At 68.5% G+C, this 13604-nt stretch carries 13 protein-coding genes; 6 read left to right on the top strand and 7 right to left on the bottom strand.

All coding sequences use genetic code 11. The annotated features are described in order from the left end of the window. Nucleotides 1-108 precede the first annotated feature (108 nt). Nucleotides 109-1071, top strand: a complete 963-nt coding sequence (locus AC5Y47_RS03640) for a thiamine-phosphate kinase (RefSeq protein ID WP_499942049.1) — start codon at nucleotides 109-111, stop codon at nucleotides 1069-1071. Between the two features lie 104 nt (nucleotides 1072-1175). After that, on the top strand, nucleotides 1176-1859 hold the full coding sequence (locus AC5Y47_RS03645) for a uracil-DNA glycosylase (RefSeq protein ID WP_499942051.1): 684 nt from the start codon (nucleotides 1176-1178) through the stop codon (nucleotides 1857-1859). A gap of 75 nt (nucleotides 1860-1934) precedes the next feature. On the opposite strand, the gene AC5Y47_RS03650 is transcribed toward AC5Y47_RS03645, so the two are convergent. The 6 genes from AC5Y47_RS03650 to AC5Y47_RS03675 all read right to left on the bottom strand — a co-directional run bounded on the left by AC5Y47_RS03650 (nucleotide 1935) and on the right by AC5Y47_RS03675 (nucleotide 7607). Then, on the bottom strand, nucleotides 1935-2753 hold the full coding sequence (locus AC5Y47_RS03650; protein WP_499942053.1) for an oxidoreductase: 819 nt from the start codon (nucleotides 2751-2753) through the stop codon (nucleotides 1935-1937). A gap of 1 nt (nucleotide 2754) precedes the next feature. Then, entirely contained in the window at nucleotides 2755-3999 is a 1245-nt protein-coding gene (locus tag AC5Y47_RS03655) for a DUF1214 domain-containing protein (protein ID WP_499942054.1), read from the bottom strand. Continuing rightward, nucleotides 3992-5185 (bottom strand): sulfotransferase family protein, encoded by a 1194-nt coding sequence (locus tag AC5Y47_RS03660; RefSeq protein WP_499942056.1) that lies wholly within the window; start codon nucleotides 5183-5185, stop codon nucleotides 3992-3994. Before AC5Y47_RS03660 ends, AC5Y47_RS03655 begins: the two co-directional genes overlap by 8 nt. Nucleotides 5186-5189: 4 nt before the next feature. Then, nucleotides 5190-5633 (bottom strand): nuclear transport factor 2 family protein, encoded by a 444-nt coding sequence (locus AC5Y47_RS03665; RefSeq protein WP_499942059.1) that lies wholly within the window; start codon nucleotides 5631-5633, stop codon nucleotides 5190-5192. A 100-nt stretch (nucleotides 5634-5733) separates the two neighbouring features. Next, nucleotides 5734-6390, bottom strand: a complete 657-nt coding sequence (locus AC5Y47_RS03670) for a response regulator transcription factor (protein WP_499942061.1) — start codon at nucleotides 6388-6390, stop codon at nucleotides 5734-5736. Next, nucleotides 6387-7607, bottom strand: coding sequence for a sensor histidine kinase (locus AC5Y47_RS03675; RefSeq protein ID WP_499942062.1), 1221 nt, complete (start codon nucleotides 7605-7607; stop codon nucleotides 6387-6389). The genes AC5Y47_RS03670 and AC5Y47_RS03675 overlap by 4 nt, the downstream gene beginning before the upstream one ends. Nucleotides 7608-7750: 143 nt before the next feature. Here AC5Y47_RS03675 and AC5Y47_RS03680 point away from each other — a divergent pair, with 143 nt between their 5' ends. Genes AC5Y47_RS03680 through AC5Y47_RS03690 form a run of 3 tightly spaced genes read left to right on the top strand, consistent with a single transcriptional unit; the run spans nucleotide 7751 to nucleotide 11481 of the window. After that, nucleotides 7751-8140, top strand: coding sequence for a hypothetical protein (locus AC5Y47_RS03680; protein WP_499942064.1), 390 nt, complete (start codon nucleotides 7751-7753; stop codon nucleotides 8138-8140). After that, a complete protein-coding gene (locus AC5Y47_RS03685) occupies nucleotides 8106-10994 on the top strand; it encodes an MMPL/RND family transporter (protein WP_499942066.1) in 2889 nt (962 codons plus the stop codon). Before AC5Y47_RS03680 ends, AC5Y47_RS03685 begins: the two co-directional genes overlap by 35 nt. A 10-nt stretch (nucleotides 10995-11004) precedes the next feature. Further along, nucleotides 11005-11481, top strand: a complete 477-nt coding sequence (locus tag AC5Y47_RS03690) for an SRPBCC family protein (protein WP_499942067.1) — start codon at nucleotides 11005-11007, stop codon at nucleotides 11479-11481. Here AC5Y47_RS03690 and rpmB read toward each other — a convergent pair. Then, nucleotides 11468-11662, bottom strand: a complete 195-nt coding sequence (rpmB, locus tag AC5Y47_RS03695; RefSeq protein WP_036354526.1) for a 50S ribosomal protein L28 — start codon at nucleotides 11660-11662, stop codon at nucleotides 11468-11470. The two genes, AC5Y47_RS03690 and rpmB, sit on opposite strands and share 14 nt — an antisense overlap. A 287-nt stretch (nucleotides 11663-11949) precedes the next feature. Here rpmB and AC5Y47_RS03700 point away from each other — a divergent pair, with 287 nt between their 5' ends. Then, nucleotides 11950-13602: a DAK2 domain-containing protein gene (locus AC5Y47_RS03700; RefSeq protein WP_499942359.1), complete on the top strand. Its 1653-nt coding sequence runs from the start codon at nucleotides 11950-11952 to the stop codon at nucleotides 13600-13602. Nucleotides 13603-13604: the final 2 nt, after the last annotated feature.

Here is a 13604-nt window from a genome sequence, read left to right on the forward strand (position 1 = left end):
CGGATTGCACTACTACACTGACGCTTTTGGCCCCAACGGGCGCAAGATTCAACTTACCGTGGGTCCGACGAGCGTCCGGAGGTCCAGGGACGCGCCGGCAGGAGGGGCATGGGCGAGCACGCATCGGAGAAATCCCCGACGCTGGAGCAGTTCGGTGAGTTCGGCGTGATCGAGCGACTGGTCCGCGGCCGTCGTCAACCCGCCGCCGTCACCCTCGGGCCTGGCGACGACGCGGCGGTGGTGTCGGCTGGTGACGGTCGCGTCGTCGTGTCGACCGACATGTTGGTGCAGGACCGGCACTTTCGGCTGGACTGGTCAAGCCCTTACCACATCGGCCGGAAGGCGATCGCCCAGAACGCGGCCGACATCGAGGCCATGGGGGCGCGCCCCACCGCGTTCGTCGTGGGCTTCGGGGCGCCGGGCACGACGCCGGCCGACCAGGTGAGTGCGCTCGTCGACGGCATGTGGGAGGAAGCCGAACTGGTAGGTGCCGGCATCGCCGGTGGGGATCTGGTCAGCTGTCCGCAGTGGGTGGTGTCGGTGACGGTATTGGGAGACCTCGACGGCCGGGCGCCGGTGCTGCGGTCTGGTGCCAAGGCCGGCTCGGTGCTGGCGGCAGCCGGTGACCTGGGACGCTCGGCCGCCGGATATGAGCTGGTGCGCAACGGAATCGAGCGATTCGACGACCTGCGGCGCCGGCACCTGGTGCCGCAACCGCCGTATGGGCAGGGACCGCTGGCCGCGGCAGCCGGTGCGACGGCGATGATCGACGTCTCCGACGGTTTGATCGCCGATCTACGGCACGTCGCCGAGGCATCCGGGACGGGGTTCGAGCTGTCCACCGAGGCGCTCGCACCCGACCGCGACGCGGTGGCCGATGCCGCGGCGGCCGTCGGCGCCGAGCCGTGGGCGTGGGTGCTCGGCGGTGGTGAAGACCATGCTCTGGTGGCGTGCTTCCCCGGCGCGGTGCCGGCCGGGTGGCGGGCAATCGGGCGGGTGCTGGAGGGGACCGCGCGGGTGCTGGTCGACGGCAGGGAGTGGGACGGGCACGCGGGCTGGCAGTCGTTCTAGGGTGATGAGTCGCCGGAATACTTCGACTCCGCGGTGCAGGGCTACATCTGACGGTGTTGCGGCACCCTGAGCGCAGGATCAAATAAGAAGGTGGAGGGACTGCAGTGACCGCGCGCCCGTTGAGCGAACTCGTCGAACCGGGTTGGGCGGCGGCCCTGCAGCCGGTCACCGACCAGGTGGCCCAGCTGGGGCAATTCCTGCGTGCCGAGATCGCGGCCGGCCGACAGTATCTGCCCGCAGGTCCGAACGTGTTGCGCGCCTTCACGTTTCCGTTCGACGATGTCCGGGTGCTGATCGTCGGGCAGGATCCCTACCCGACCCCCGGCCACGCGGTGGGCCTGAGTTTCTCGGTGGCTCCCGACGTGCGCCCGCTGCCGCGCAGTCTGTCCAACATCTTCGACGAGTACACCGCCGACCTGGGGTTTCCGCGCCCGTCGTGCGGTGACCTGACACCGTGGGCGCAACGCGGGGTGTTGCTGCTGAACAGGGTGCTCACCGTGCGGCCCAGCACCCCGGCGTCGCATCGCGGCAAAGGCTGGGAAGCGGTGACGGAGTGCGCGATTCGCGCGCTGGTGCGACGGGAGCAGCCGTTGGTGGCGATCCTGTGGGGCCGAGACGCCTCGACGCTGAAACCGATGCTGGCCGAGGGCAGGTGCGTCGCGATCGAATCTCCGCATCCCTCGCCGTTGTCGGCATCCCGTGGGTTCTTCGGGTCGCGGCCGTTCAGTCGCGCCAACAAGCTGCTCGCCGACATGGACGCCGACCCCATCGACTGGCGGCTGCCGTAGCGCCGCTGTGCCGAGCAGACGCAAAAGCCCCGATTTCGTGCCGAAATCAGGGGCTTTTGCGTCTGCTCGGCCTCCCTAGGTGACGTCCTTGGTCACGGCTTTCCATTCCTCGATCGACGCCGACATCGCGGCGATCTTGTCGCGCATCGCCTTGAGCACGTCGCGGCCCAGCAGCAGCCGTAGCGGCGGTTCGTCGAGTTCGGTCACCATCAGCACCGCCTCGGCGACCTTGCGCGGATTCCCCGGCAGGTGGTCGGCGAACTGCTTGATCAGGTCCTTGCGGGCGGCCACGTCGACGTAGTCGGCGATCGGGCTACCGGTCTCCTTCATCGAGCGCGACGCCCAATCGGTGCGGAAGGCGCCCGGTTCGATGGCGGTCACCTTGATTCCCAACGGCTTCACCTCGGTGGCCAGCGCCTCGGTGACGGCTTCCAGCGCGAACTTGGTCGACGAGTAGTAGGCGTTAGGCGGGTTGGCGACCAGGCCGGTCATCGAGGAGATGTTGACGATGTGCCCGGAGCCGCGGGCACGCATTTCCGGCAGCACCGCTTTGATCATGTCGACCGCGCCGAAGTAGTTGACGTCGAACAACTTTCGTACTTCGGCGTCTTCGCCCTCTTCGACCGCCGACAGGTAACCGTGACCGGCGTTGTTGACCAGCACGTCGATGCCGCCGAACGCCTCCTCGGCCGCCGACACCGCCGCGGCGATCTGGGCGGCGTCCGTCACGTCGAGCCCGACCGCCAGTGCGCGATCACCGAACTCGTCGACGAAATCCTGCACGGCCTCGGCCCGCCGCGCGGTCACCACCACGCTGTGGCCGGCTTCCAAAGCCGCACGGGCGATTTCGCGTCCGAAACCGGTGGAGCAGCCGGTCACCAACCAGCGACCCATCTCAGACCGTTCCTTCCGGTAGCCGCCGCAGATAGGCGGCGCGGCGTTCGGCGAGTTCGGCGGCCCGCTGCCCGCCGTCCACCCGCGGCAGGTGCGGCACCTCGGCGTCGAGCCGGTCCAGCTTCACCACCCGGCCGTGCGCACCGAGGCCCTCGCGCGGACCCCGTTCGCCGAACTCGGCCATCCGCAGGGTCAGTATCGCTTCGCGCAACCCGTCGGTGTCGATCCAGTTCGCCACGCCCGGATCCTGCGGCGCGATCACATAGGTATAGGTGCCGTCCTCGTTGGCATGCGACTGCGCCTTGTTGAGACTGCCGGTGCGGTCGATGATGTCGAGCGTGGTGCCCCAGATGTTGCTCAGCGGCACCGTGAAGTATTCGGCGCCACCGTCGTTGAGGTCGACCACGAACGCCTCGTCGGGAGCCAGGTCGAAGCGTCCCATCACGTAGAACTGGTTGCGCATCGCGCCGTCCTTGTCGGCCGACCAGGCCAGGTCGAACTGATTGGCCGGCATCTTGTAGACGCCGTGGCTGAGCTTGCCGGTGAAGTTGGCGAAGTACGCCATCATCGCCGCCGTCGCGTCCGCCTGCTCGTCCAGGGAGCGGGGCGGGGTGGCGGGGTTGCCGCCCAGGCGCTGCACCTCGAAGAAGTTCGGGTCGTCACGGTCCCAGTTCAGCAACACGTCGCGGATGTAGAACTCGTGCGCCGCAGGGGAAGTGCGCACATGGTTGGGACGGCCGTTCGCGGGTTCGGCGTCGACGGTGATGGTGAAGCTGCCGTCGGAGTCGACCTGCATGGTGCGGCCGTTGAGCACGTCGACGGTGCCCATGTTGGCGTCCCACAGCGTGAAGTAGTTCTCGGTCATGCGGTGCTCACCGACCCGGCCGTGGATCTCGTAGCGCTCGTCGCCGGAAATGGGGATCACCCGGTACACACTGTCGGGATTGTCGATGCCCCAACGGGATCCGGGGATGTCGCGGCCGTCGACGGGGTGTCCCAGCCGGGTGATGCAGGAGACTTTGGGCCGCAGCTTGTCCTGGTTGGAGGACCACACCGCGGCCGAGAACATCACCTCGGCGAAGGCGTCGTCGAAACGTTTTCGCATCGCCTCGGATGCTTTGGCCCGGCCGAGCCAGGTTTCGGCCACCGACGTGTACGCCGCCTTGACGGTGGGATGTTCGATCAGATCCAGGGCGGCCAGTTCCTGCTCACGCTGGGATGCCGTCGACACGGGATGATCAACCACGAGTTGCTCCTGACTTACCGACATACTCTGGAAAAGTGTTGTTGTACAACGTGAATCGTTCGTCGATCTGCTCATCGGCCAGCCCGTAGTCGGCTGGCCGGTACGGCGGACGGTCCGGCTCGCGCGGACGCTCGACCAGCCAGCGACGCATCGCGTCCTCGGCCTCAGCGGTCAGCGGCAGGCCGACGGCGTCGTACACCCGGGACACCTGCCCGATCGGGTCGGCCACCGCGGCGTCGAACCCGATGTCGGTGACCGGCGCCGCGTCGCCCCAGCCGGCGCGGACCATCATGGCCCGATCGTTGGTCCAGCCCATCCGTTGCAGCCATTGCGCGCCCACGCGATGCAGGTCGACGGTGTCGGCGTGCATGGCATGCAGGGTCGCGTTCAGCCCGGCACCCGAGGCGATCGTGGTGCGCGGGTCGCGGTGCATGTGGACCAGGTGCACCCCGCCGAACTGGGCGCACAACAGATCCAGATAGCCCAGGTGCGCGGGCGATTTCAGCACCCAGCGCTTGCCGGTGACACCGCATTGCCGCTTCTGCCACTGCAAGAACTGCAACATGCGGTGCAGGTATTCGTAAGCGGGGGTGAAGTCCTGCCCGTCGAGCCAGGACCGGTAATGCGGAAGGTGCGCACCGGATTCCGGGACGTGCGACAAGAACGCGTCGGCCAGGAACACGATCTCCTCTTCGGCTTCCCGCGCATACATCGGATGGATGGTGAACAACTCCGGCGCCAGTTCACGGGTTTTCGCTTCGCGCGCTGCGCTGATGGCGACACGGGGATCGGTACCGCCGAATCGGTAGTCGAGTTTGGGTGCGGCCTCGACGACCTCCCAGCCGTAGGCGCACAGGAAGCGCGGGTCGGCGGCGAGCAGTCGTTGCAGCAGGGTGGTGCCGCTGCGCATCATGCCGACCACCACGATCGGCGGCGCGATCCGTTCGTCCAGGATCTCCGGGTGGCGACGGATCCACTCCTGGGTGCGCAGCCGCATCCGCAGGCTGTGCACCAGTCCCGACCGCAGGATGTGGGTGCCGACGACGTTCAGCTCGGCCCGGCCATAGTCGGTCAGCAGGACATCCAGCGGCGCCCGGAAGTCACCCGGCCCCCAGTCGGTCAGCGACTCCTTGCGTTGGGCGTCGGCCAGGATCGGTTCCGGCGCAAAGGGATTGGGGGAGTTCACGTGCTCAGAATTTCAGGTGGTGGCTCAGGTCGCCGGCCTGGTCGATGAACATGGTGCGGCTGTCGAACCACCAGACGCCGTCGATGCGCTGGAAGGTGTCCTTGTAGTGCCCGGTCACGATCACCTGCAACGGCAAGTCGGGGGTGGCTTGCGTGACGCAGTAGTAGGAGGTGCTGCGCGCGGTGCCCTGCGCCTCGTCGATGTCGAGTTGGACGTTGGTGGTGTTGTGCTTGGTTTTCGGGGTGCCGTCCTCATAGATGCGAGTCATCATCTCGTACATGCCACGCACCCCGGAGGTGCCGGTGAACACGGTCTCGGGTGGACCGTTCTCCACTCCGCAGATGCGGCCGTGCTCGAACAGCCCGGCCACCCCGTCCAGGTCACCGGCGTCCAGCAGTTGGGCGTAGGTGTAGATGAGGTTGGTGATCGCCGTCGCGGTGTCCGTCATGTCGCATCACCTCGTCCGTGGAATGTCCGTCGCTGCGTCGCCCGACAATCTTGGCAGAACTGACCCGACTTACGATCAATCGGCCCCGGATGTAGGTACCTCAGCGCGGTGCGACCAACCCGTTGTCGTAGGCGTAGACGATGGCCGCGGCACGGTCGCGCAAATCGAGCTTGCCGAAGATCCGCCCGATGTGGCTCTTGACCGTGACCCCGGAGATGCACAGCTCATCCGCGATCTCGTTGTTGGACATTCCTTTTCCGATCAGGATCAGTACGTCGTGCTCGCGCGGGGTGAGTTCGCCGATGTCACTGTTCACCGGTCCGGCGGCGGCCTTGCGGTAGGTGTTCAGTACCCGCGACGTCACCGCGGGATCCAGGTAACTGTCGCCTTTGGCGACCGCGCGCACCGCGCGGATCAACTCCTCGGCCGAAGAGTCCTTCAGCACGAACCCGGCCGCGCCGGCCCGCAGCGCCCCGGAGAGCAGTTCGTCTTCGTTGAACGTGGTCAGCGCAAGCACCGGCGGTGAACCGCCCAACCTGCGGGTCGCCTCGATGCCGTCGACCCGCCGCATCCGCAGGTCCATCACGATTACGTCGGGGCGGTGCCGGACCACCGCGGCGGGCACCTCGTCCCCGTCGGCGCATTCCCCGACGACGACGAAACCGTCCTTGCGTCGCAGGATCCGGCGCAGCCCCGACCGCACCAGGTCCTGGTCGTCGACGAGCAGCACGGCGATTTCGGGCGCGTCCTCGATCACGCGATCCCCTTCGACGGGCACCACCACGGACGCCACCCGCCGTCGTCGTCCTGCAACGGGATCTCGGCGTACACCGACCACCCGTCCGGGGTGGGACCGGCTTCGACTGCGCCGCCGAGCAATTCCACCCGTTGACGCATGCCGCGCAGCCCGCGGCCGTCGGGCGACGCCGTCGGCACCGCGGCCGGCAGCCGATTGTGCACCGCAAGCAGGGCCGACCGGTCCGAGATCTGAAGTTCGACCGTGGATTTCAAATCGGGTGCGTGTTTGGCGACGTTGGCGAGTGACTCTTGGGCGATGCGATACAGAGCCAGACCGACCGCCCCCGACACTTGCTGCGTCGACCCGTCCCTACTCAGCGTGACGTCCAATCCGGCCCGCGCGAAATCCTCGACGAGTACGCCGATGTCGTCGATGCCGGGTTCGGGCGCGGTGCGCAGCGGACCGCCGCCGTCCAGCAGACCCACCGTGCGACGGATGTCGGCCATCGCCTGCCGGCCGAGCCGTTCGGCCTGTTCCAGTGCCTCGACCGCGTCGTCAACGTCGCGGTCCTGCTGCAGCACCCGGCGCGCGCCGGTCACGTGCAGCAGTGTGATCGACAGAGAATGGGCGATGACATCGTGCACTTCCCTTGCGATACGCCGACGTTCGTCGGCTGCCGCGTGTTCGGCCATCACCTGCTGGACCCGGATCTGCTCGGCCAGCAGCATGCGCTGGATGTTCATCAGGTAGCCCAGCACCCAGGCGCCGGCGACGAAAACCAGGTACACGGCAACGGCGTCGAGGCGCCCCAGCGCCGCCGCGGTCAGCAGCAGGGCAGCCGCCGCGCCCGACGCGAGGCCGCCGCCGACTGCGTTCGTCAAGGTCGTGACGACCAACACCATCAACACCACGAGCGACGGGGCGATGTCCGAGGCAACCGGTGTCTGCGTGCCGAACAGATACACCGCGGTGGCCGTCAACGCGGACAACCCGATCAGCACCGGGCTCACCTTGGTGTCGAAGAAGACGAAGACGAACAGCGGCGACAATCCGATTGCCAACGCGGCCAACGCAACCGGGAGGTCACCGTCCGGGCGCTGCACCGTCGCGAACACGCCGCCGAGGAGCAACGCCACATCGGTGACGACCACCGACGCCCAGGTGACGCCGACCGGGATCTTCTGCTGCCGTCGGCGCAGCAGCTCGCGCAGGAAACTCGTTGCGGTGCGCGACATCGTCCCATCGTAGAAGAGGGCGGGAGTGGACACATCATGCTGAGGTCGTAAGAAGACCGGTACCGGTCTCCTACCGCGGTAGGAGAAGGAAACCGGACTTCGGCACGACGCGCAAACCGGGTCGCCATTCGTACGTTCGATTCATGACATGGACACAGTTGCATGACCGCATGGCCTTCATGGCCGACATGATTCAAGGCGCCGAAGTCGACCCGTCGGAAGCGTTGGCTCGCTTGGCCGATGCCGACCGGGCCGCCGAGGTGGTCCGCCTGTTCGGGGACGAGGAGGGACTGCTGCTCTCGTTGCGCCAGCGTTGGTTCACCATGCTCTCGGCGAAGCTGGATCAGGCGGAGTACGAGGGCATTACCGCCGAGCAGGCCCGAGCCGAGCTGACCGCCGCCGCACCCGGGTTGCGGGCGCTGTTGGACGTCGCGGGCCGACGATCGCTGCGGATGCGGGTTCTGGCGGGCGGTGAACAGCGTGTACTGGATCTGTTCGATGGGTCGACGGTGGATCGGCAGACCGTTGCGTGACGACGACACCTTCCTGTCGCGGTTGCTGGCCCGGCTCACCGGTTCGTCGGCGATCCTGGTCGTCGGGCTGTGGGTGGTCGCGGCCGGCGTCGGCAATCTGCTGGTGCCGCAGTTGGAGCGGGTGGTCGACACGCACGCCCGCTCGTTCATGCCGGCCGATGCGCCCAGCTCGACGGCGGCTTCCCGCGCGGCGCAGCTCTTCGGGCAGACACCCAGCAACAACTTCGTTTACGTTGTGCTGGAACGCAACAGTGACCTGACGTCGCGGGACCGCCAGTTCTACGGTGCGCTGACCGCCGCGTTGAGATCGGATGCACGGCATGTGAATTCGGTGACCGACCTGTGGTCACAGCCGGCGACGGCGGCCGGCGCGCAAAGCCGCGACGGGCGCGCCGTCACCTTGATGGTCCGGCTGGCCGGGATGTTGGGTACCTCGCAGGCGCGGGACTCGGTGTATTCGCTGCGCGGCACCGTGGCCGGGTTGTCTCCGCCGGCGGGTCTGGCGGTCCATGTCACGGGTCCGGGTGCGACCATCGTCGACGAGTTCGCCGCCATCGATCGGCAGATGCTCGGAATCACCGCTGCGACGGTCGTTCTCATCTTGGTGCTGCTGTTGGTGGTGTACCGATCGCCGATCGCGGCGGGAATCCCGCTGGTGTCGGTGGGTCTCGGGCTGGCCGTGGCGCGCGCCGTGGTCGCGGCGCTGGGTTCGGCGGGGGCCGTTGAGGTTTCGCTGTTCTCGGTGGCGCTGATGGCGGCCATGACACTCGGCGCCGGCACCGACTACGCGATCTTCCTCGTCGGCCGCTATCACGAGGGCCGGCGCGCCGGGGTAGCACCGGGCCGGGCCCTCGTCGGCGCCTATCGTGCCGTGGCGCCGGTGGTGATCGGATCGGCGCTGACCATCTCGATGGCGCTGGCCTGCCTGGGCTTCGCCGAGGTGGGGATGTTCCGCAGCGCGGGAATACCCTGTGCGATAGGAATTCTGGTGATCATGGTGGCGGCGCTGACCCTGACGCCGGCGCTGATGGGTCTGGCGGTGCGCCGCGGGTTGCTCGAACCGCGGCTGTCGACGACAGCCGGGCGCTGGCGCCGCGTCGGTACCAGCGTGGCGCGCTGGCCCGGACCGGTCCTGGCCACCGCCGGCGCATTGATCATGCTGGCCGCGCTGCCGTTGGCGAGCATGCGGGTGGGCTGGAACGAACCCGCGGCCACGCCGTCCGACGCCGAATCCAGCGTCGGTTACACGTTGGCCGACAAGCACTTCGCCCGCAACGCGCTGTTGCCCGACGTCGTCACGATTCAGGCCGACCATGACCTGCGCAACCCCGCCGGTCTGATCGCGGTCGAACGGATCAGCCGTCAGATCATGGCCGTTCCGGGGGTGCGTTCGGTGCAGTCGGCGAGCCGGCCAGACGGCAAGGTGCCCGATCAGGCGACGCTGAGCTATCAGGCCGGAGAGCTCGGCCGCCAGTTCAGCCGGGCGGTCGACTCGCTGACCGAGCGGCTGGCCCGCGTCTCCGATCTGGACTCCGCGTTGGCGCAGACGCAGGCGGCGGTGGAGCGGATGGGCAGCGGACTGCGCGGCGGTAGTGCCGGACTGGCCGACATGTCCTCGGCTGCAACGGATATGCGGGTGGGTGTGGACGGGGTGCAGCGCTCGGTGACGACCGTGTCAGGGTTCTTGGACCCGCTGCGCGACTTCGTGGCCCGGACCCCGGACTGCACGGCGAACCCGTTGTGCGCGACCGTCGACCGCGTGCTGCAACCGATGGATTCGCTGCTGCAGACTTCGACGCGCATCGGTGACGGCGCCGCCAAGCTGACCCGCGGCTCGACCACCGCCGCCACCGCGCTGGCCGGACTGCCGCAATCGGTGACCGCGATGAATGACGCACTGTCGCAGGCACGTTCGGCCACCCGCGAGTTGCTGAGCCTACGGGACTCGCTGGGGCCGCAGCTGCGCCAACTGACCGATTACCTCGCCGAGATCGACACCTCGTTCCAGGGCAGCGCGGCGTCGGGTTTCTACCTGCCGCAGCGGGCGCTGTCCGACCCGCGCTACCGCGAGGTGCTGAACAACCTGATTTCGGCCGATGGCCGCGCCACCCTGCTGCTGGTGTACGGCGACGGCGACGAGTGGGGCGCCGCCGGCGCCGCGCGAGCCGAGCAGGTGCGCGCCGCCGTGACGGAGGCCACCAAGGAAGGGACCCTGACCCCGACCGGCGTCCAGCTGGCCGGCGTCGGACCGGCTACGGCCGATCTGCAACGCTCGGTCGGCCGCGACACCATGCTGCTGGTGGGAGCGGCGCTGGCGCTGATCTTCCTGATCGTCACGGTCATGCTGCGCAGTCCGGTGGCCGGATTGGTGGTCGTCGGAACCGTCGTCGCCTCCTACGCATCCGCGCTGGGTGCCAGCGTCCTGATCTGGCAGCATCTGCTGCACCAACCGCTGCACTGGGCCGTCGCGCCGATCGCGTTCATCGCGTTGATCGCGGTGGGAGCCGACTACAACCTGCTACTGGCGCTGCGCATCAAATCCGAAGCACGCGCGGGACTCGGCACCGGCATCATCCGCGCGTTCGGCGGTACCGGCGGCGTCGTCACCACCGCGGGCATCGTCTTCGGGATCACCATGCTGGCGCTGCTGGCCAGCAGCGTGCTCAGCATCGCCCAGGTCGGCACCACCGTCGCCGTCGGGTTGTTGATCGACACTCTGGTGGTACGGGCGTTCGTGGTGCCGTCGCTGGTGGCGCTGCTGGGTCGGTGGTTCTGGTGGCCGGCGCGGAATCTGGCGCGCCGAACCGCCTCCGCCGCCACCGTCCGCAGTGAGCCCGCCGTACCGGTTGGCTAGGCTGCGCCCTGTGCGCGAATCGGTGACAGTACACATGGCCGCGCCGGCGGCAAAGATCTGGGATCTCGTCGCCGACGTCCGCAATACGGGCAGGTTCTCACCGGAGACGTTCGACGCCGAATGGCTGGACGGAGCGACGGGCCCGGCGCTGGGCGCGCGGTTCCGCGGGCACGTCAAGCGCAACGAGATCGGCCCGGTGTACTGGACGACGTGCCGGGTGACCGCTTGCGAACCGGGGCGCGAGTTCGGCTTCGAAGTGCTCGTCGGCGGCCGGGCCGTCAACAACTGGCATTACGCGTTCGCCCCGACGGCGCGCGGAACCGACGTCACCGAATCGTTCTGGATCGGTTTCGACGACAGCAGGGTGCCGCGCCTGTTCCGGTTGCTCGGCGAGCCGCGCCGCCGGCGCAACATCCGGGACATGACCACGACCCTGCAGCGGATCAAAGCGGTCGTCGAGGAAGACGGCGAACCTAGCCGCGGGTGACCTTGCCGGCCTTGATGCACGAGGTGCACACGTTGAGGCGCTGCTTGTTGCCACCGGGGCGCGTCACGGCGTGCACGGTCTGGACGTTGGGGTTCCACCGGCGACTGGTGCGGCGGTGGGAGTGCGACACCGACTTACCGAAGCCGGGGCCTTTCCCGCAGATATCGCACACAGCGGCCATGGTTCAAACTCCTCAAGTCTGTTGCCGGGCCCGGCGACCCGCTGTCGGGTCAGCCGGCCTGAGCCGGAATAGCCCGGGTTCACCCAGGCCGTCCCACAATACCGACTGTGGTCGGCAACCGCCAAAACGCACGGCGCTCGGACTCGTCTTGACCAGTACTGTCGGCGTCTCTGACTAGGCTCTTGGCTGGCTCACGTCCCGGCGGTCCGGGGCTACGCTGGCGCGATCGGGGGCCTCGTCAGTGCACAAAGGAGGTGGGGGTCGAGTTGGGCGAGTCAGGTCGGGTACTGGACGGTGTAGCCCTGCGCGACTGGGCGCACACCGTGGTCAGCGACCTAATCACCCACATCGACGAGATCAACCGGCTCAACGTGTTCCCGGTCGCCGACTCCGACACCGGCGCGAACATGCTTTTCACGATGCGTTCGGCGCTGGCCGAGGCGGATGCCGAAGTCGGGCGGGGCAACGATGACGTCGTTCGGTTGGCGTCCGCGCTGTCAGCCGGTGCACTGCACGGCGCCCGGGGCAACTCCGGGGTGATCCTGTCCCAGATCCTGCGTGGCATCGCCGACGCAACCGCGACCGCCGCCGCCGATTCCGGCGGGGAGCTGGCGGTGATCGACACCGCGACCTTCGCGGCCGCGCTGTGGCGTGGCGTCGAATTGGTTGTGACCTCGATGGGTGGAGACGAGGTGCCCGGGACCATCGTGTCGGTGTTGCGCGCCGCCGCCGCCGCCGTCGACCAGAGCGCCGCCGCCGGTCAGACGCTGGACGCGGCGATCGTCGCGGCCGGTGACGCCGCGGTGGTCGCGCTGGAGAAGACGACCGAGCAGCTCGACGTGCTCGCCGACGCCGGGGTGGTGGACGCCGGGGGGCGCGGCCTGCTGGTCATGCTCGATTCGCTGCGGTCGACGATCACCGGCGAGACCCCGGCGAGGTCCGTCTACGAGCCCGCGCCGCGACCACCGACCGCGGACACCGTGACCCGGGGCCGGGCTCCGCAGTTCGAGGTGATGTACCTGCTGGCCGACTGCGATGCGGCAGCGGCCGACACGCTGCGACAACGACTCGAGGAGCTGGGTGACTCGGTGGCGATCGCGGCCGCGGCCTCGCAGAGCTACTCCGTGCACGTCCACACCGATGACGCCGGCGCGGCCGTGGAGGCGGGTTTGGCGGCCGGACAGTTGAGCCGCATCGTGGTGTCGGCGCTGAGTTCCGGCGCCACCGGACTGCCCGCGGGAAGTTGGACCCGGGAACGGGCGGTGCTCGCTGTCGTGGACGGCGACGGTGCCGAGGAGTTGTTCGCCGGGGAGGGGGCTTGCGTACTGCGACCGGAACCAGACGACTCCGGCGGCATCAGCGCCCACCAACTGGTTCGCGCCGTGGTGGACAGCGGCGCAGCCCAGGTGATGGTGCTGCCTAACGGATATGTGGCCGCCGAGGAACTGGTGGCCGGTTGTACCGCGGCCATCGGGTGGGGTGTCGACGTGGTGCCGGTCCCGACCGGGTCGATGGTGCAGGGACTGGCCGCGCTGGCCGTGCACGACACCGGCCGACAGGCCGTCGACGACGGCTACACCATGGCCCGCGCAGCCGGCGCCGCCCGGCACGGATCGGTGCGCGTCGCCACCGAGAACGCGTTAACCTGGGCTGGCACCTGCAAACCGGGCGACGGCCTGGGCATCGCGGGCGACGAGGTGCTGATCGTCGCCGCCGACGTGCCCGCCGCCGCGATCGGCCTGCTCGACCTGCTGATGGCCTCCGGTGGCGACCTGGTCACCGTGCTGATGGGTGCCGACCTGGACGACCTGGACAACGGAGTCGCTGCGGACATCCAGGCCGCGCTGGACAGTCACATGCACGACCATCACCCCGGCAGCGAACTGGTGGTCTACCGCACCGGTCACCGCGGTGACGTGCTGCTGATCGGGGTGGAGTAGGC

This window comes from Mycobacterium sp. NGS22 (genome assembly GCF_059813095.1).

Coding starts and splice junctions, on each gene's coding strand:
- AC5Y47_RS03665 (WP_499942059.1), bottom strand. CDS start 5,633: ATGACGGACACCGCGACGGCGATCACCAACCTCATCTACACCTACGCC.
- rpmB (WP_036354526.1), bottom strand. CDS start 11,662: ATGGCCGCTGTGTGCGATATCTGCGGGAAAGGCCCCGGCTTCGGTAAG.
- AC5Y47_RS03640 (WP_499942049.1), top strand. CDS start 109: ATGGGCGAGCACGCATCGGAGAAATCCCCGACGCTGGAGCAGTTCGGT.
- AC5Y47_RS03650 (WP_499942053.1), bottom strand. CDS start 2,753: ATGGGTCGCTGGTTGGTGACCGGCTGCTCCACCGGTTTCGGACGCGAA.
- AC5Y47_RS03675 (WP_499942062.1), bottom strand. CDS start 7,607: ATGTCGCGCACCGCAACGAGTTTCCTGCGCGAGCTGCTGCGCCGACGG.
- AC5Y47_RS03685 (WP_499942066.1), top strand. CDS start 8,106: ATGGGTCGACGGTGGATCGGCAGACCGTTGCGTGACGACGACACCTTC.
- AC5Y47_RS03680 (WP_499942064.1), top strand. CDS start 7,751: ATGACATGGACACAGTTGCATGACCGCATGGCCTTCATGGCCGACATG.